Raw genomic sequence first — 14,944 nt, 5'->3', positions numbered from 1 at the left:
GGCTCACTCGCGCGCGGGCAGCTCCGGCGCGACGAGCGGCAACTCGACGGGCGCCGTCACCGCATCGCGCTCGGCGCGGGGCCTGCGCAGCTCGCCGGCGCGCACGAGCACGACGCCCGCGAGGATCGCGACGGCCCCGAGCCCCTGCACCGGCGTGGGGACGATCGCGAGCAGCACGGCCATCCACAGCACCCCGAACAGCGGCTCGGAGTAGCCGAGGAAGCTCGACACGGTCGCGCCGAGCATGCGCACCCCCGTGACGCCCAGCACGTACGCCGCGACCGTCGCGACGAGCACGAGCAGCGAGAGCGTCACGACCATCGGCACCTCGGCGCCCGCGAGCACCGTCGGGGCGGTCGCGACCGTCATCGGCAGCACCCCGACGGCCCCGGCGGCGAGCAGCAGCAGGGCACCGACCGCGAGCCCGAGCCCCGCGAGCGTCACGGGCGGCAGCCCGTGCCCCGTGGATGCCGCGGAGGCCCAGTAGACGGCGTTGCCGACGGCCGAGACGAGCGCGAGCCCGATGCCGACGGGATCGAGGCCCTCCGCCTGGCCGACGCCCGAGACGAGCCCGAGGCCCAGCACGGCCACGCCGGCGCCCACGAGCGTGAGCGCGGCGGGCGAGCGGCGCGTGCGCGCCCACGTCCACCCGACGAGCAGCACGGGGCCGAGGAACTCGACGAGCAGCGCGAGTGCGGGCGGGATGCGCTGCACTGCGCTGAAGTAGGCGAGCTGGCAGATCGCGACGGCGAAGGTGCCGAACAGCAGCACCTGCCAACGGCCCGTCCGCAGCGCGCTCCAGCGGCCGCGGAGCGCGAGGAGCGCGGGCACGAGCATGACGAGGGCGGCGAGCGAGATGCGCGCGGTCGTGACGGCGCCGGGCGACCATCCCGAGCCGATGAGCGCGCTCGCGAAGATCCCGGAGAACCCGAACGCTCCCGCGGCCGCGAGGCACAGCAGCAGGCCGAGGCTGCGGCGATCGGTCATGGCGCCATCCCGTCGATGTCATGGGCGTACCTGCGTACGGTCGTGACGCTATCGTATGACGGATGGGATGCGCAGCATGGTGACGCCGCTTCGGCTGCCGACCGAGACCGTCGCGGCCCTCGACGCCGTCGTCGACCTCGCTGCGGCCGCCGCCGACGGCGCCCTCGACGACGCCGCGGGCCTCTCCGCCGCGATCGGCAGCGCGGCCTACACGGGCGCACGCTCGCACGACGACGCGGAGGCGCACGAGGTGCGCGACGTCGTGCCGTCGCTCCTCGCCATGTGGGACGCCGAGCGCGACGACGTGCCGGCGCTCGCCAACGCCATCCTCCGCACCGCCGACGCCGCGCCGCAGCTCGTGCGCCACGACGGCATCGACTGGCACCTGCACGCGATCGACCCGGAGCGCCCGTTCGCCGAGCGCATCGCCGTCGAGACCGCCATCGCGTTCGTCGACCTCATCCGGCTCGGCGAGACCGAGCGCTGCAAGCGCTGCGCCGACCCCCGCTGCGGGCTGCCGATGCTCGACCTCTCGCGCAACCGGTCGCGCCGCTTCTGCTCGACGGCGTGCCAGTCGCGCGTCAACGTCGCCGCCTACCGCGCCAGGGCACGCTGACGCCCGCCGCCCCGCCATGCGGCGGGCGCGGCGGGCGCGAGCGGGCTCAGGCCTCGGCGGGCATGCCGAGACGATCGCGCACGAGCTCCGCGAGCTCGTGCGCCACGCGATCGGCCGTGTGCTGCTCGCGCGCCTCGACCATGACGCGGATGAGCTTCTCGGTGCCGCTCGGACGCAGCAGCACGCGACCAGCATCGGCGAGCTCGGCCTCGTGCCGCGCGACCTCGGCCGCGATGACGTCGTCGCCGGCGAGCGCGAGGCGATCGACGCCGCGCACGTTGACGAGCACCTGCGGGAAGACCTGCATCACCGAGGCGAGGTCGGCGAGCGAGCGCCCCGTGCGCGCCATCTCCTGCGCGATGTGCAGGCCCGTGAGCACGCCGTCGCCCGTCGTCGCATGCTTCGTGAGGATCACGTGCCCCGACTGCTCGCCACCGAGCGTGAGCCCGTACGCGTCGAGCGCCTCCAGCACGTAGCGGTCGCCCACCGAGGTCTGCACGAGCTCGATGCCGTGCTCGGCCATCGCGAGCCGCAGACCCAGGTTCGACATGACCGTCGCCACCAGCGTGTCGTCGACGAGCTCGCCGCGCGCCTTCGCGGAGATCGCGAGGATCGCGAGGATCTGGTCCCCATCGACGACCGTGCCGTCGGCGGCCACCGCGAGGCACCGGTCGGCGTCGCCGTCGTGGGCGATGCCGAGGTCGGCGCCGAGCGCGACCACGCGCTCCTGCAGCAGCTCAAGATGCGTCGAGCCGACGTCGCGGTTGATGTTCAGCCCGTCGGGCTCGGCGCCCACGACCGTGACCTGCGCGCCCGCGTCATGGAACGCATCCGGGCTCACGCCCGACGCGGCGCCGTTCGCGCAGTCGAGCACGACGTGCAGGCCGTCGAGACGCGTGTCGAGCGTGCCGAGCAGGTGCACGACGTAGCGATCCTCGGCATCCGCGAACCGTCGGATGCGCCCGACGTCGCCCGCGACGGCGCGGATGGGCTGCTCGGCCATCGCACGCTCGATGTCGTCCTCCGTCGCGTCGCGCAGCTTGAGGCCGCCGCGAGCGAGGAACTTGATGCCGTTGTCGGGCGCGGGGTTGTGCGACGCGGAGATCATGACGCCGAAGTCGGCGTCGACGTCGCCCACGAGGAACGCGGCAGCCGGGGTCGGGATGACGCCGGCGTCGAGCACGTCGACGCCGCTCGAGGCGAGACCCGCCGAGACGGCGGCGACGATGAACTCGCCGGAGACGCGCGGATCGCGCGCCACGACGGCGACGGGCCGACGACCCTCCAGACGCGCAGCACGGCCGAGCACGGCTGCACCCGCCTGGGCGAGTGACAGCGCGAGCTCGGCCGTGATGTCCGCGCCGGCCAGGCCCCGGACTCCGTCCGTGCCGAACAGGCGCGACAAGGTCAGCGCTTCGAGTACTGAGGCGCCTTGCGCGCCTTCTTGAGACCGGCCTTCTTGCGCTCGATGACGCGAGCGTCGCGCGACAGGAAGCCCGCCTTCTTGAGCTCGGCGCGGTTGTTCTCGACGTCGATCTGGTTGAGCGCACGGGCGATGCCGAGGCGCAGCGCACCGGCCTGGCCCGAGGGGCCACCGCCCGAGATGCGCGCGACCACGTCGTAGCTGCCGTTCAGCTCGAGGATCGTGAAGGGGTCGTTGATCAGCTGCTGGTGCAGCTTGTTCGGGAAGTAGTCCTCGAGCGTGCGGCCGTTCACCTGGAACGTGCCCGAGCCCGGGACGAGGCGCACGCGGGCGATGGCCTGCTTGCGACGGCCGACGGCCTGGCCGCCGACGGTGAGCACGCGAGGCGCACGGGGCGCGGCGGCCTCGGGCGTCTCGGTCGAGAAGCTCTCCGGCGTCTCGATGGAGTCTGCGATCTTCGCCATGATTGTCAGTTCCTCTTCGCGCCTACTGGGCGACCTGGTCGAACGTGTACGGGGTCGGCTGCTGTGCAGCGTGAGGGTGCTCGGCACCCGCGTACACCTTGAGCTTCTTGATCTGGGCGCGGCCCAGCGAGTTCTTCGGGAGCATGCCGCGGATGGCCTTCTCGACCGTGCGCGCGGGGTGACGCTCGAGCATCTCCACGTAGCTCGTGGCCTTGAGGCCGCCCGGGTAGCCCGAGTGGCGGTAGGCGAGCTTCTGCTCGCGCTTCTGGCCGGTGAGCGCGACCTTCTCGGCGTTCACGATGATGACGTGGTCGCCCATGTCCATGTGCGGCGCGAAGGTCGCCTTGTGCTTGCCGCGCAGGAGGGCGGCGGCGTGGCTGGCCAGACGGCCGAGGACCACGTCCGTTGCGTCGATGACGATCCAGTCGTGCTGGACGTCGCTCGCCTTGGGCGAGTAAGTGCGAGTCATGTGTGCCTCACGGGTCGAAGTTGAGATGGTCGTGCATCCCGCTCCAAGGGCTTCCCCGAGGGGAAGGCACCGGCTGGAGGGCTCAGCTCGAGGCGCGCAGCGCGGCGCGCACCAAGGATCGACTGTACCGGAGCCGCGGTCGCCCGGTCAATCTCGCGCCCGGCACCGCGGCGTGTCCTCGGGCGTCAGCGGTCGTCGCGGTCCTCGTGCCAGACGACCTCGACCTGCTCGCTCACGATGCCGTCCTCCGCCGACCGGTCCCGAGCCTGCTCGCGATCGTCGGTCACGAGGGTGAGGTCGCCGAGGTCGTCGAGCACCTCGACGTGCTGCGCGTGCGGATCCTGCTCGATGGTCGGCTCGAGCCGCGCGACGTCGTCGGCGCCGTCGCCGGGCTCGGACACCGGCGCCGCCTGCGCGTCCGGCGCGGTCGTGGCCGGCGCGGTCGTGGCCGGCGCGGTCGCCCGCGGGGACGGCACGGATGCGACGTCGTCGCCGAAGGTCGGCAGCGCCGCCCGCGTCGTCTCGGCGATCGCCATCAGCTGGCCGAGCTCGGCACGGAAGCCCTGCAGCTGCTGCTGCTGGAAGCGCAGGGTGCGCGCGCGGTCCTCAGCCTCGTGCAGCACCTCCTTCGAGTGCCCGAGCACCGACTCGACGATCGCCTGCGCCCGCGTGCGGGCCTCGCCGAGGATCGCGGTCGCCTTCGCGACGGCCTGCCGCTCGACGTGCGCGGCCTGCGCCTTCGAGAGGTCCTCGAACGCCTGCGCCTGCTCGGCGATGTGGTTGGCGTGCTGCAGCGCCGACGCCACCTTGTCGTTCGCGTCGCTCGTGATGCGCTCCGCGTGCTGGATGGCGTGGTTGTGCAGGCGGAGGAACTCCTGCTGCGCCTCCTCCTGGCGGCGCTTCGCCGCAGCATCGACCTCGAGCTGGCGGGCCTTCGACTCGCGCTGGATGCGCTCGGCCTCGGCCTTGAGCGCATCGGTCTCCGCGACCGTCTGCTGCCGCAGCGCCGACGACGCGCGCTCGGCCTCCGAGATCAGCACGTTCGCCTCGGACTCGGCCTGCGCGACGCGCTCCTGGTGCTTCGCCTCGCGCGACTCGAGCTCGGCCTGGTGCGCCGTGCGCTCGGTCTCGATGCGGATGCGCGCCTGCGCCTCCTCGTGCTTCGCCGCGGCGAGGATGCGGTCCGACTCCTCGCGCTGCGCCGAGCGATCGCGCTCGATCTGGCTCGTCGCGTCGGCGACGATGCGATCGGCCTGCTGCACGGCGTTGTCGATGAGCGCCGAGGCCTGCTCCTCGGCGACGCGGAGGATCTCCTCGAAGCGCGGCTCCTCGCCGTCCTCCGACACCTCGCGCCCGAGGATCTCGGCCCGCGACTCCGCGGCCTGCAGGCGGCTGCGGACCTCGATGAGCTCGCCCTCGAGCCGCGTGATGCGCTGCTCGGCGGCGGCCATGTCGTCGCGGTGGTGCTCGGCCTGCGCCTGCACGTCCTGCGCCGCGGCCTGCGCCGACCGGCGGGACTGCTCGACCGCCTCGCGCAGACGCTGCACCTCCGCATCGACCTGAGCCTGGTCGTAGCCGCGGAAGGCCTGCTTGAACTCCTGCACGTCCGTCATCGTCGTCTCTTCCACTCGCCATCGGAACCGACGAGGCCATCGTAGCGACGCCGTCCGGATGCGAGGATCGGCGTGTGACTCCCGCCGCCGTCCTCCTCGACCTCGACGGCACGCTCAGCGACTCCGCGCCCGGTCTGCTCGCCTCGCTGCGGCACATGCACGCAGGGCTCGGCTGGGACGTGCCCGACGACGACGCCCTGCGCAGGTGGCTCGGACCGCCCACGAGCACGACGCTCGCCGAGCGCGGATGCGACGCGGCGACGATCGACCGCGGCATGCGCCTCTTCCGCGAGCGGCTCATCGACGGCGGCGGCCTCTGGGAGCAGGACGTCTACCCGGGCATCCCCGCGCTGCTCGCCGACCTCGCGACGGCGGGCGTGCCCACGAGCATCCTCACCTTCAAGCTGCAGGAGGATGCCGAGGCGGTCGCCGAGCACCTCGGCCTGCGCGGCTCGCTCGGCGCCGTGCACGGTCGCATCGCGAGCGACGACGGGCGCTCGAAGGCACCGCTCATCGCACGCGCGCTCGCCGAGCTCGGCGTGCCCGCGTCGGGCGACGTCGTCATGGTCGGCGACCGCAGGCACGACGTGGAGGGCGCGATCGAGGCCGGCGTCGAGGCCGTCGCCGTCACGTGGGGCTACGGCTCGCGCGCGGAGCTCGAGGCGTCGGGCGCGCGCCACGTCGTCGACGACGTCGACGAGCTCAGGCGTCTGCTGCTGCCCTGACGTCGTCCGCCGTGCGCCGCCGCCTGGCTCGCTCGGCCTGCGCCGCGAGCTCGGCGTCGTCCGGGTAGCCCACCTCGACGAGCGTGAGCCCGGCAGCCGGCATCATGCGGTACGCGCTCGACCGCCCGGGGGCGGCGAGCAGCGCGACCGCCTCGGCGACGCCGAGTCGCCCCTCCCCCACGGCGACGCAGGCGCCGACGAGCGAGCGCACCATCGAGTGGCAGAAGGCGTCGGCCTGCACGCTCGCGACGAGCATGTCGCCGCGCGCCTCCCATGCGAACGCCTGCAGCGTGCGGATGGTCGTCGCGCCGTCCCGCGGCTTGCAGAAGGCGGCGAAGTCGTGCAGCCCCACGAGCAGCTCCGCCGCCGCCGCCATCGCCCCGACGTCGAGCGACCGCGGCACGAACGCGCTCGTGCGACGCTCGAGGGGGTCGGCGACGCGGGTCTGGATGCGGTACGCGTAGCGACGGTGCGTGGCCGAGAAGCGGGCGTCGAAGCCGTCGGGCGCGAGCGTCACGGCCCGCACGACGAGATCGCGCTCCGGCACGAGCGACGACAGCCTGTGCGCGAGCCGCGCGTCCGGCACCCCGTCGAGGTCGACGTGCGCCACCTGCCCCGTGGCGTGCACGCCGGCGTCGGTTCGGCCGGCGACCGTCACGCGCACGGGCCGACGCGTCACCGTCGCGAGGGCCGCCTCGAGCACGCCCTGGCAGGTGCGCAGCCCCGGCTGCGCCGCCCAGCCCGCGAAGTCCGTGCCGTCGTACGCGATGTCGAGACGGACGCGGGGCATGCTCCCCACGCTACCCGCGGCCGTCGGCACGCACCGCACGGTGCGGCGGACGCGACGAGGGCGGGAGCGCATCGCGCTCCCGCCCTCGTGGCGGATGGACCTCGACCTACTTGGTCTCGTCCTTCGACTGCGGCTCGGTGGCCTCGGCGGCGTCGGCATCCGGCGTCGCGTCGGTGTCGACCTCGGTGGCCTCCTCCGTCGTCTCCGTCGGCTGCTCGAGCTCGTCGGACTCGACCTCGGCCTCGCGGTCCTCGGCGGCCTGCTGGTCGGCGGCGGCCGTCGCTGCCGCGGCGGCGTTCTTCGACTTCGAGCCCTTCTTCTGCACGGGCTCGAGCACGAGCTCGATGCGCGCCATCGGGGCGTTGTCGCCCTTGCGGAAGCCGAGCTTCGTGATGCGCGTGTAGCCGCCCTCGCGCTCCGCGACCAGCGGGGCGATCTCGGCGAACAGCTCGTGCACGACGCCCTTGTCGCCGATCACGGCGAGCACGCGACGACGCGCGTGCAGGTCGCCGCGCTTGGCGAACGTGACGAGGCGCTCGGCGATCGGACGCAGGCGCTTGGCCTTCGTCTCGGTCGTCGTGATCGCCTTGTGCGTGAACAGCGCAGCCGCGAGGTTCGCGAGCAGCAGGCGCTCGTGCGCCGGTCCGCCTCCGAGGCGGGGTCCCTTCGTGGGCCTGGGCATGGTGATGCTCCTTGGTGTCTTCCGAAGCCCTTAGAGGGCTTCCTCGTCGTCGTAGCCGTAGAAGTGCGCCCCGTCGAAGCCGGGCACCGCGTCCTTGAGGCTCAGGCCGAGCTCCGTGAGCTTGTCCTTGACCTCGTCGACCGACTTCTGGCCGAAGTTGCGGATGTTCATGAGCTGCGTCTCGCTGAGGGCGACGAGCTCCGACACCGTGTTGATGCCCTCGCGCTTCAGGCAGTTGTAGGAGCGGACCGAGAGGTCGAGCTCCTCGATCGGCGTGCCGAGCTCGCCCGAGAGCTGCTCCGCGGCGGGCGCGGGGCCGATCTCGATGCCCTCTGCGGCGGCGTTGAGGTCGCGCGTGAGGCCGAAGAGCTCGACGAGCGTGCGACCGGCCGACGCGACGGCGTCGCGCGGCGTGATCGCCGGCTTCGTCTCGACGTCGACGACGAGCGAGTCGAAGTCGGTGCGCTCACCGGCACGCGTCGCCTCGACGCGGTACGTGACCTTCAGCACGGGCGAGTAGATCGAGTCGATCGGGATGGCGCCCGACTCGGCGAACTCGTCGCGGTTCTGCGCGGCCGACACGTAGCCGCGGCCACGCTCGATCGTCAGCTCGAGCTGGAACTTCGCCTTGTCGTTGAGCGTGGCGATGACGAGCTCGGGGTTGTGGATCTCGACGCCAGCCGGAGCCGTGATGTCGGCGGCGGTGACGCTGCCTGCACCCTGCTTCGAGAGGTAGGCGACGATCGGCTCGTCGTGCTCCGACGAGACGACGAGGCCCTTGAGGTTGAGGATGATCTCGGTCACGTCCTCCTTCACGCCCTGGATGGTCGTGAACTCGTGCAGCACGCCGTCGAGGCGGAGGCCCGTGACGGCGGCGCCGGGGATCGACGACAGGAGCGTGCGACGGAGGGAGTTGCCGAGGGTGTACCCGAATCCGGGCTCGAGCGGCTCGATGGTGAACCGCGAGCGGTGCTCCGAGATGACCTCTTCGGAGACGGTCGGGCGCTGGGCGATCAGCACGGTATGCGTTCCTGTTCTGCGAGTCCGCTATATGACTCGCTGGGGATGGGTGGCGACAGGGTGCGACGCGCGGAGGGCCCTCGAGCCCTCCGCGCGTCGATGGGTCAGTTGCGGCGGGGCTTCGGCGGACGAACGCCGTTGTGCGCCTGCGGCGTGACGTCGTGGATCGCGCCGATCTCGAGGCCGGTGGCCTGGAGCGAGCGGATCGCGGTCTCTCGACCCGAGCCTGCGCCCTTCACGAACACGTCGACCTTCTTCATGCCGTGGTCCTGCGCCTGACGCGCAGCCGACTCGGCCGCGAGCTGGGCGGCGTAGGGCGTCGACTTGCGCGAGCCCTTCATGCCCACCGCGCCACCCGACGCCTGCGAGATGACGGCGCCGGTGGTGTCGGTGATCGACACGATCGTGTTGTTGAAGGTCGACTTGATGTGCGCCTGACCGACGGGGACGTTCTTCTTGTCCTTGCGGCGCGGCTTGCGCACTGCGGACTTGGGAGCTGCCATGTTCCTCTACCTCCCGGGGCCCTTAGCGGGCCTTCTTCTTGCCGGCGACGGTGCGCTTCGGGCCCTTGCGGGTACGAGCGTTCGTCTTCGTGCGCTGACCGCGGACGGGAAGGCCACGACGGTGGCGGATGCCCTCGTACGAGCCGATCTCGACCTTGCGGCGGATGTCTGCTGCCACCTCGCGGCGGAGGTCGCCCTCCACCTTGTAGGTGCCCTCGATGTGGTCGCGGAGTGCGACGAGCTGCTCGTCGGTGAGGTCCTTGACGCGGATGCTCTCGTCGATGCCGGTGGCCTCGAGCGTCGCGACGGCTCGGGTGCGACCGACGCCGTAGATGTAGGTGAGTGCGATCACCACGCGCTTGTCGCGCGGGATGTCGACGCCTGCAAGACGTGCCATCTGTGCTCCTTCTCGGAGTCATGGGGAGGTGTGGTGCTGCCGCGGTGCCAGGGCCTCTCCCGCCCTGGGTGTCCCCTCCTCGCGGAGGTTCGTGCGGTGCTTGTGTGTGGAGTTGTCACGGCCTCCTGGCCGGTGGTGCCTCGGTCGAGCGGGAGCCGGGCTCCCGTCGACCGGTCTCGCGGCGCATGCGCCGCTCGACCTCGAGCCGTCGCGCTGCAGTCGCCTGCAGCGCTATCGGCTCAGCCCTGCCGCTGCTTGTGGCGGGGGTTCGCGCAGATCACCATGACGCGACCGTGCCGGCGGATGACCTTGCACTTGTCGCAGATGGGCTTGACGCTGGGGTTGACCTTCATGATCTTCTCTTCTCGCTGGCCTCGTGCTCCGGGATGGAGCCGTTCCTTCTCAGCGGGCCTAGCGGTACCGGTAGACGATGCGGCCGCGCGTGAGGTCGTAGGGGCTGAGCTCCACGATCACTCGGTCCTCCGGGAGGATGCGGATGTAGTTCTGCCGCATCTTGCCCGAGATGTGCGCCAAGACGACGTGCCCGTTGGTGAGCTCCACGCGGAACATCGCATTGGGGAGGTTCTCGATCACCGAGCCCTCGATCTCGATGACGCCGTCCTTCTTAGCCATAGCCTCGTCTGCAGGTTCGTAGGTTGCTGGTCGTGCGAGTGACATGGCACAGTCGTGCCACGACACCAAGGGACTACTGTACGCGCGCCCTGCGATGCACTGCAACTCGGGCGCGTCGCGGCGCGCCGCGGTCTCAGCGCTGCACGTGGATGCCGCCCCAGATGAGGCTGCGATCCTCGTCGGCGAGGGCGCTCGCGCGCGCATCCGCCGACGCCGCGAACGAGCGCACCACAATGGGCCCGCCCGGCACCGTCGCGCGCCGTGCGGCGCGACCGAGCCGCTCGACGAGGTCGGCGCGCGTGCCGTCGGCCACGTTCGACAGCGTCACGGCGTCGTACGACGCCGCACCCACCGCCTCGAGGTGGCTCAGCGCATCCGCGAGCACGAACGCGATCGACCCCTCGGGCGCCACCGGCGGGGCGTAGCCGGGCGGATCCTCCCCCGCGAGCAGACGCCACGCGAAGCGGTTGCCCGGCGAGGGATGCATGCCGAGCCGCGCGTCGATGCGGCCGCGCACCGTGTCGGTGAAGTGGGCGGGCAGCGCCGTCGAGAAGTCGCGCTGCACCGCGGCCGCCAGCATGCCGGCCGGCGCCATCGTGGCGTGCAGCACGCTGCGGAAGGTGCGGTTGTCGAACGCCTTGCGCCACTGCTGCTGCACGCGCTGCGGCGACGCGTCGGACAGGAGGCTGCGCACGCGTCGGCGCTGCCAGGCCGGGCTCGCGGCGCGGATGAGCGAGCGACCGGCCTCGAGCACGCGCTCGGCCGAGCCCGACTCGAAGGCGCCGCCCGACGACCGCCTGCGCGCGTACTCGAGCTGCTCGCGATTGGCGGTGACGGCGACGACCTCGTGCCCGGCGGCCGCGAGGTGCGCCACGAGCTCGCCCGCGCCCGCTGCGGCGAGCACGCGGCTGCCGGGTGCGAGCAGCGCCAGCTCGATCTGCTCGTCCTCGATGTCCCAGCCGTGCAGCAGCCGGTGGCGCGGCGTCGCGGAGGCGCGACCGGCGACGCCGCGAGCCGCGGGCATCAGCCCGCTGCGCGCACGACGACGAGCACGAGCTGCTCGAGGCGCGACGGCATGGGCCCATGGTAGGCGGGCAGCCTGGGAGCCGCCGCGCCGATCGGTCGTCAGCGCTCGGCGACGACCGCCACGAGCGCGGGCTGCAGCGGGTGCCCCTCGGCGATGCCGCACACCTCGGCGACGAACGCCGCGGGCTCGAGCTCGCCGAGCAGTCGCTGCAGCTCGACGGCCTGCTCGTCGTCGGCGACGTCGAACGCGAGCGCCGCTCCCACGGCGCGCACGAGCGCAGCCGGGTCGCTGCCCTGCTCGGCGAGGCCCGCGGCCGGCCGGACGAAGCGCTCGTCGCGCGACAGCTTGCGCAGCGGCTGCCTGCCGATGCGGGCGCACGTGTCGGGCAGCGCGCGGTTCTCGAAGCGCTGGATGGCCCGCGCCACGTACGCCGCGTGCTCGTCGGCGTCGAGGCCGAAGCGCTCGACGAGGAGCGCGCTCGTCTCGGCCAGCGCGGCCTCGACCTCGGCGCGCACCGCAGGCAGGTCGAGCGCGTCGGCGATGGTCTCGGCGCCCGCGCGGTAGCCGTGGTACGCGGTCGTCGCATGGCCCGTGTTCACCGTGAACAGCTTGCGCTCGATCCACGGCGTGAGGTCGTCGACGAAGTGGGCGCCCGGGATCGTGGGCTCGGCGCCCGCGAACGGGGTGCGGTCGATCGACCACTCGAAGAAGTCCTCGACCACGACGTCGACGCCCGACGCGTCCTGGGCGGGGATGATGCGGTCGACGGCGGTGTTCGCGAAGACCGCGCGGCTCGCGAGCCCCTCGGCGCCCTCGAGCACGAAGCCCGCGAGCGTGTCGGTCGCGCCGATGGCGTTCTCGCACGCCATGACGGTGAGGGGCGCCGCGTCGGCCGGGCGGGCGGCGAGGCCCGCCCGGACGACGGGCGCGATGAAGCGCAGCACCGTGGGACCCACGGCGCACGTGACGACGTCCGCGTCGGCGATCGCCTGCACGGCGGCAGCCTCGTCGGCACGGGAGTCGATCGCGTCGAAGCCCGTGACGACGTGGGTCGTCGCCTCGGGGCCCACCTCGGTGACGGTGTACGAGTCGGCGGCCTGCAGCATCCCGATGAGGTCGGCGTTCACGTCGACGAACGTCACGTGGTAGCCGGCCTCGTGGAGCAGCAGCCCGACGAACCCGCGGCCGATGTTGCCGGCACCGAAGTGGACCGCGCGCATCAGGCGTTCACCGCTCCCAGGATCTCGAGCATCGCGCGCTCGTCGGGGGCGTCGAGCAGTCGCTGCACCTGCGCCTCGTCGCTGAAGACCGTGGCGATCTTCGCGAGGATCTCGAGGTGCCCGCCGTCCTTGCCTGCGATGCCGACGACGAATCGCACGTCGTTGCCGTCCCACGAGATCGGCGCGGGGTACCGAGCGACCGAGATCGCGGATGCGAGCACCTCGCCCTTCGCCTCGTTCGTGCCGTGCGGGATCGCCAGCAGGTTGCCCATGTACGTGGACACCGTCGCCTCGCGCTCTCGCATCGCGTCGGCGTACGCCGGCGTGACGGCACCGGCGGCGACGAGCGCGTCGGCGGCCTCCTGGATGGCACCGTCCTTCGACGTCGCGCGCGGCGTCACCGTGATGCGCTCGAGCGTGAGCACCTCGTCGGAGTCGGATGCGGTCGGCGCTGCCGAGGCGGCAGGAGCAGCGGCTGCGGGAGCCGCCTGGCGGCTCTGCGCCACCATCTGCACGACCTCGTCGTAGCGCGGGCTATTCATGAAGTTGTCGACCGACACGTGCACCGCGCCGGGCGTGCGCTGCTTGGCGCGCGGCGTGAGCTCCTTCTGCGTCACGATCACGTCGGGCGTCGCATCGAGGTTCGCGATCGCCAGGTTCGTGACGCTCACGTCGCCGAAGCCAGCCTGCTTGATCTTGCCGCGCAGCACCGACGCGCCCATGGCGCTCGACCCCATGCCCGCGTCGCACGCGAAGACGATCTTCGAGATGGGACCCGCGGTCGTCGCCGCCGCGGCACCGCCACCGGCGAGACCCGAGAGCACCGACGAGTCCTTGCCCTTGTTCGCCTGCGTCTGCGCGACCGCGGCGCCGAAGTCGTCCGATCCGGCTGCCTCGCGCTCGAGGTCGCGCTTGCGCGACGCACGGAGGATCACCGCGGCGACCGCGAACGTCACGCCCGCCGAGATGAGCACGGAGGCCAGCACGCCCACGAGGTTCATCGGGCTCACGAGCACCGCCTGGGCGCCGACCGCGAAGATCGAGCCAGGCGCGGCCGGAGCCACGAGGCCCGTGCCGAGGATCATGTTCGTCGCGACGCCCGAGGCACCGCCCGCCACCATCGCGAGCAGCAGCGTCGGCTTCGCGAGGACGTACGGGAAGTACACCTCGTGGATGCCGCCGAGGAAGTGGATGACCATGGCGCCGGGCGCCGTCGCCTTCGAGACGCCGATGCCGAAGATCGCGAACGCGAGCAGCACGCCGAGGCCGGGACCGGGGTTCGCCTCGAGGAGGAACAGGATCGACTGGCCGGTCTCCGACGCCTGCTGCGTGCCGAGCGGCGTGAGCACGCCGTGGTTCAGGGCGTTGTTGAGGAAGAACACCTTCGCGGGCTCGATGATGACGCTCGCGAGCGGCAGCAGGCGCGAGTCCACGAGGAAGCCGACCGCGCCGCCGAGCACCGTCATGATGAAGGTGACGATGCGCGCGATGACGTAGAAGCCGAACAGCGCCATGAGGAAGGCGACGATGCCCGCCGAGAACATGTTCACGAGCATCTCGAAGCCGGCGCGGACCTTGCCGTCCCAGAGGCGGTCGAGCCGCTTCATGACGTAGGCGGCCAGCGGGCCGAGGATCATCGCGCCGATGAACATGTGCGGCGACGACGGTCCGCCCTCGACCTGCGCTGCGATCCAGTCGGCGCCGCCGATGGCGCCCATCGTCGCGACGGTGCCGACGACGCCGCCTCGCATGTCGTAGACCATGCGGCCACCGGTGTTCGCGATGAGCAGCGGCAGCAGGTAGTGGATGAAGGGGCCGACGACGGACGCGAGGCCCTCGTTCGGGATGGGGCCGACGTCGATGAACAGCGCCGTCAGGATGCCCCACGCGATGAGCGCGGGGATGTTGGGCATGATCATGCCCGACAGGAAGGTGCCGAACTTCTGGACGGCGACTCGCGCGCCGCCCCTCTGCTCGGTCGCGGGTGCGGTGACGGTCATCGTCGACCTCTCTGGTGCCGTGGTGGGATCAGGCGTCGTGATCGGTGGTGAGGAGCTCCTCGAGCGCGTCGAGGGTGGCCTCGTCGTCGCTCGCGATCACGACGGCGTCGCCCTTGGCGACGCCGAGCGAGATGACCGACAGGATCGATGCCGCGTTGACCTGCTTGTCGCCCTTCGCGATCGTGACGGGCGACGACGCCTTGGCCGCTGCCTGCGTGAACAGCGATGCGGGGCGGGCGTGCAGGCCCTGCGAGGATGCGACGGTGACGGTGCGCTCGGCCATGGGGTGCTCCTGATCTGCGGGAATCTCGGTGATGAACCTAGCACTCCGCGTACTCCCAGGATGCGGGTTTGCGACGCCGTGCCGCCTGACTT

Annotated in this window: 18 protein-coding genes; 2 read left to right on the top strand and 16 right to left on the bottom strand. The window is 72.1% G+C overall.

From position 1 onward, the window contains the following. Window positions 1–3 precede the first annotated feature (3 nt). On the bottom strand, window positions 4–987 hold the full coding sequence (locus ACFQPP_RS11915) for a DMT family transporter (RefSeq protein ID WP_376916858.1): 984 nt from the start codon (window positions 985–987) through the stop codon (window positions 4–6). Between the two features lie 76 nt (window positions 988–1,063). Between ACFQPP_RS11915 and ACFQPP_RS11910 the strand changes: the two genes are divergently transcribed. Continuing rightward, window positions 1,064–1,603, top strand: coding sequence for a CGNR zinc finger domain-containing protein (locus tag ACFQPP_RS11910; RefSeq protein ID WP_376916857.1), 540 nt, complete (start codon window positions 1,064–1,066; stop codon window positions 1,601–1,603). Window positions 1,604–1,649: 46 nt separating this feature from the next. Here the strand turns inward: ACFQPP_RS11910 and glmM are convergent, their stop codons facing one another. The 4 genes from glmM to ACFQPP_RS11890 all read right to left on the bottom strand — a co-directional run bounded on the left by glmM (window position 1,650) and on the right by ACFQPP_RS11890 (window position 5,572). Next, entirely contained in the window at window positions 1,650–3,008 is a 1,359-nt protein-coding gene (gene glmM / locus ACFQPP_RS11905; RefSeq protein ID WP_376916856.1) for a phosphoglucosamine mutase, read from the bottom strand. Between the two features lie 2 nt (window positions 3,009–3,010). Then, window positions 3,011–3,490, bottom strand: coding sequence for a 30S ribosomal protein S9 (gene rpsI, locus ACFQPP_RS11900; RefSeq protein WP_376916855.1), 480 nt, complete (start codon window positions 3,488–3,490; stop codon window positions 3,011–3,013). A 22-nt stretch (window positions 3,491–3,512) separates the two neighbouring features. Continuing rightward, on the bottom strand, window positions 3,513–3,959 hold the full coding sequence (gene rplM, locus ACFQPP_RS11895) for a 50S ribosomal protein L13 (protein ID WP_376916854.1): 447 nt from the start codon (window positions 3,957–3,959) through the stop codon (window positions 3,513–3,515). A 185-nt stretch (window positions 3,960–4,144) separates the two neighbouring features. Continuing rightward, on the bottom strand, window positions 4,145–5,572 hold the full coding sequence (locus ACFQPP_RS11890; protein ID WP_376916853.1) for a DivIVA domain-containing protein: 1,428 nt from the start codon (window positions 5,570–5,572) through the stop codon (window positions 4,145–4,147). Window positions 5,573–5,646: 74 nt separating this feature from the next. On the opposite strand from ACFQPP_RS11890, the gene ACFQPP_RS11885 reads away from it, so the two are divergent. Then, a complete protein-coding gene (locus ACFQPP_RS11885; protein ID WP_376916852.1) occupies window positions 5,647–6,297 on the top strand; it encodes an HAD hydrolase-like protein in 651 nt (216 codons plus the stop codon). Here ACFQPP_RS11885 and truA read toward each other — a convergent pair. From truA to ACFQPP_RS11830, 11 genes are all read right to left on the bottom strand, one after another. After that, window positions 6,275–7,087: a tRNA pseudouridine(38-40) synthase TruA gene (gene truA / locus ACFQPP_RS11880; protein WP_376916851.1), complete on the bottom strand. Its 813-nt coding sequence runs from the start codon at window positions 7,085–7,087 to the stop codon at window positions 6,275–6,277. The two genes, ACFQPP_RS11885 and truA, sit on opposite strands and share 23 nt — an antisense overlap. Window positions 7,088–7,193: 106 nt before the next feature. Further along, window positions 7,194–7,769: a 50S ribosomal protein L17 gene (gene rplQ / locus ACFQPP_RS11875; RefSeq protein ID WP_376916850.1), complete on the bottom strand. Its 576-nt coding sequence runs from the start codon at window positions 7,767–7,769 to the stop codon at window positions 7,194–7,196. A 30-nt stretch (window positions 7,770–7,799) separates the two neighbouring features. Then, window positions 7,800–8,789, bottom strand: a complete 990-nt coding sequence (locus tag ACFQPP_RS11870; RefSeq protein ID WP_376916849.1) for a DNA-directed RNA polymerase subunit alpha — start codon at window positions 8,787–8,789, stop codon at window positions 7,800–7,802. A gap of 104 nt (window positions 8,790–8,893) precedes the next feature. After that, the gene (gene rpsK / locus ACFQPP_RS11865; protein ID WP_376916848.1) at window positions 8,894–9,292 is read right to left on the bottom strand and encodes a 30S ribosomal protein S11; all 399 of its coding nucleotides are present in this window, start codon (window positions 9,290–9,292) and stop codon (window positions 8,894–8,896) included. Between the two features lie 22 nt (window positions 9,293–9,314). After that, window positions 9,315–9,689: a 30S ribosomal protein S13 gene (gene rpsM, locus ACFQPP_RS11860; protein WP_376916847.1), complete on the bottom strand. Its 375-nt coding sequence runs from the start codon at window positions 9,687–9,689 to the stop codon at window positions 9,315–9,317. A 239-nt stretch (window positions 9,690–9,928) separates the two neighbouring features. Continuing rightward, window positions 9,929–10,042, bottom strand: coding sequence for a 50S ribosomal protein L36 (gene rpmJ / locus ACFQPP_RS11855; RefSeq protein ID WP_137756603.1), 114 nt, complete (start codon window positions 10,040–10,042; stop codon window positions 9,929–9,931). Window positions 10,043–10,100: 58 nt separating this feature from the next. Further along, a complete protein-coding gene (gene infA, locus ACFQPP_RS11850) occupies window positions 10,101–10,322 on the bottom strand; it encodes a translation initiation factor IF-1 (protein WP_092502965.1) in 222 nt (73 codons plus the stop codon). A 133-nt stretch (window positions 10,323–10,455) separates the two neighbouring features. After that, a complete protein-coding gene (locus ACFQPP_RS11845; RefSeq protein WP_376916846.1) occupies window positions 10,456–11,346 on the bottom strand; it encodes an SAM-dependent methyltransferase in 891 nt (296 codons plus the stop codon). 101 nt (window positions 11,347–11,447) lie between these two features. Continuing rightward, complete coding sequence (locus ACFQPP_RS11840; protein ID WP_376916845.1) at window positions 11,448–12,569, bottom strand: mannitol-1-phosphate 5-dehydrogenase; 1,122 nt, start codon at window positions 12,567–12,569, stop codon at window positions 11,448–11,450. Beyond that, window positions 12,569–14,569, bottom strand: a complete 2,001-nt coding sequence (locus ACFQPP_RS11835) for a PTS mannitol transporter subunit IICBA (protein WP_376916844.1) — start codon at window positions 14,567–14,569, stop codon at window positions 12,569–12,571. Before ACFQPP_RS11835 ends, ACFQPP_RS11840 begins: the two co-directional genes overlap by 1 nt. Before the next feature lie 28 nt (window positions 14,570–14,597). Further along, on the bottom strand, window positions 14,598–14,852 hold the full coding sequence (locus tag ACFQPP_RS11830) for an HPr family phosphocarrier protein (protein ID WP_376916843.1): 255 nt from the start codon (window positions 14,850–14,852) through the stop codon (window positions 14,598–14,600). Window positions 14,853–14,944: the final 92 nt, after the last annotated feature.

It is taken from the genome of Agrococcus sp. GCM10030265 (assembly GCF_042666675.1).
Taxonomy (GTDB): domain Bacteria; phylum Actinomycetota; class Actinomycetes; order Actinomycetales; family Microbacteriaceae; genus Agrococcus.
Note: the sequence above shows the minus strand (reverse complement) of the source record. Positions and strands in the feature narration are given on the sequence as shown.

What these genes read in the sequence shown, in the direction of transcription:
- ACFQPP_RS11915 (WP_376916858.1), bottom strand. Translation starts at nt 987, where the DNA reads ATGACCGATCGCCGCAGCCTCGGCCTGCTGCTGTGCCTCGCGGCCGCG.
- ACFQPP_RS11910 (WP_376916857.1), top strand. Translation starts at nt 1,064, where the DNA reads ATGGTGACGCCGCTTCGGCTGCCGACCGAGACCGTCGCGGCCCTCGAC.
- rpsI (WP_376916855.1), bottom strand. Translation starts at nt 3,490, where the DNA reads ATGGCGAAGATCGCAGACTCCATCGAGACGCCGGAGAGCTTCTCGACC.
- rplM (WP_376916854.1), bottom strand. Translation starts at nt 3,959, where the DNA reads ATGACTCGCACTTACTCGCCCAAGGCGAGCGACGTCCAGCACGACTGG.
- ACFQPP_RS11890 (WP_376916853.1), bottom strand. Translation starts at nt 5,572, where the DNA reads ATGACGGACGTGCAGGAGTTCAAGCAGGCCTTCCGCGGCTACGACCAG.
- truA (WP_376916851.1), bottom strand. Translation starts at nt 7,087, where the DNA reads ATGCCCCGCGTCCGTCTCGACATCGCGTACGACGGCACGGACTTCGCG.
- rplQ (WP_376916850.1), bottom strand. Translation starts at nt 7,769, where the DNA reads ATGCCCAGGCCCACGAAGGGACCCCGCCTCGGAGGCGGACCGGCGCAC.
- rpsK (WP_376916848.1), bottom strand. Translation starts at nt 9,292, where the DNA reads ATGGCAGCTCCCAAGTCCGCAGTGCGCAAGCCGCGCCGCAAGGACAAG.
- rpsM (WP_376916847.1), bottom strand. Translation starts at nt 9,689, where the DNA reads ATGGCACGTCTTGCAGGCGTCGACATCCCGCGCGACAAGCGCGTGGTG.
- rpmJ (WP_137756603.1), bottom strand. Translation starts at nt 10,042, where the DNA reads ATGAAGGTCAACCCCAGCGTCAAGCCCATCTGCGACAAGTGCAAGGTC.
- infA (WP_092502965.1), bottom strand. Translation starts at nt 10,322, where the DNA reads ATGGCTAAGAAGGACGGCGTCATCGAGATCGAGGGCTCGGTGATCGAG.
- ACFQPP_RS11845 (WP_376916846.1), bottom strand. Translation starts at nt 11,346, where the DNA reads ATGCCCGCGGCTCGCGGCGTCGCCGGTCGCGCCTCCGCGACGCCGCGC.
- ACFQPP_RS11840 (WP_376916845.1), bottom strand. Translation starts at nt 12,569, where the DNA reads ATGCGCGCGGTCCACTTCGGTGCCGGCAACATCGGCCGCGGGTTCGTC.
- ACFQPP_RS11835 (WP_376916844.1), bottom strand. Translation starts at nt 14,569, where the DNA reads ATGACCGTCACCGCACCCGCGACCGAGCAGAGGGGCGGCGCGCGAGTC.
- ACFQPP_RS11830 (WP_376916843.1), bottom strand. Translation starts at nt 14,852, where the DNA reads ATGGCCGAGCGCACCGTCACCGTCGCATCCTCGCAGGGCCTGCACGCC.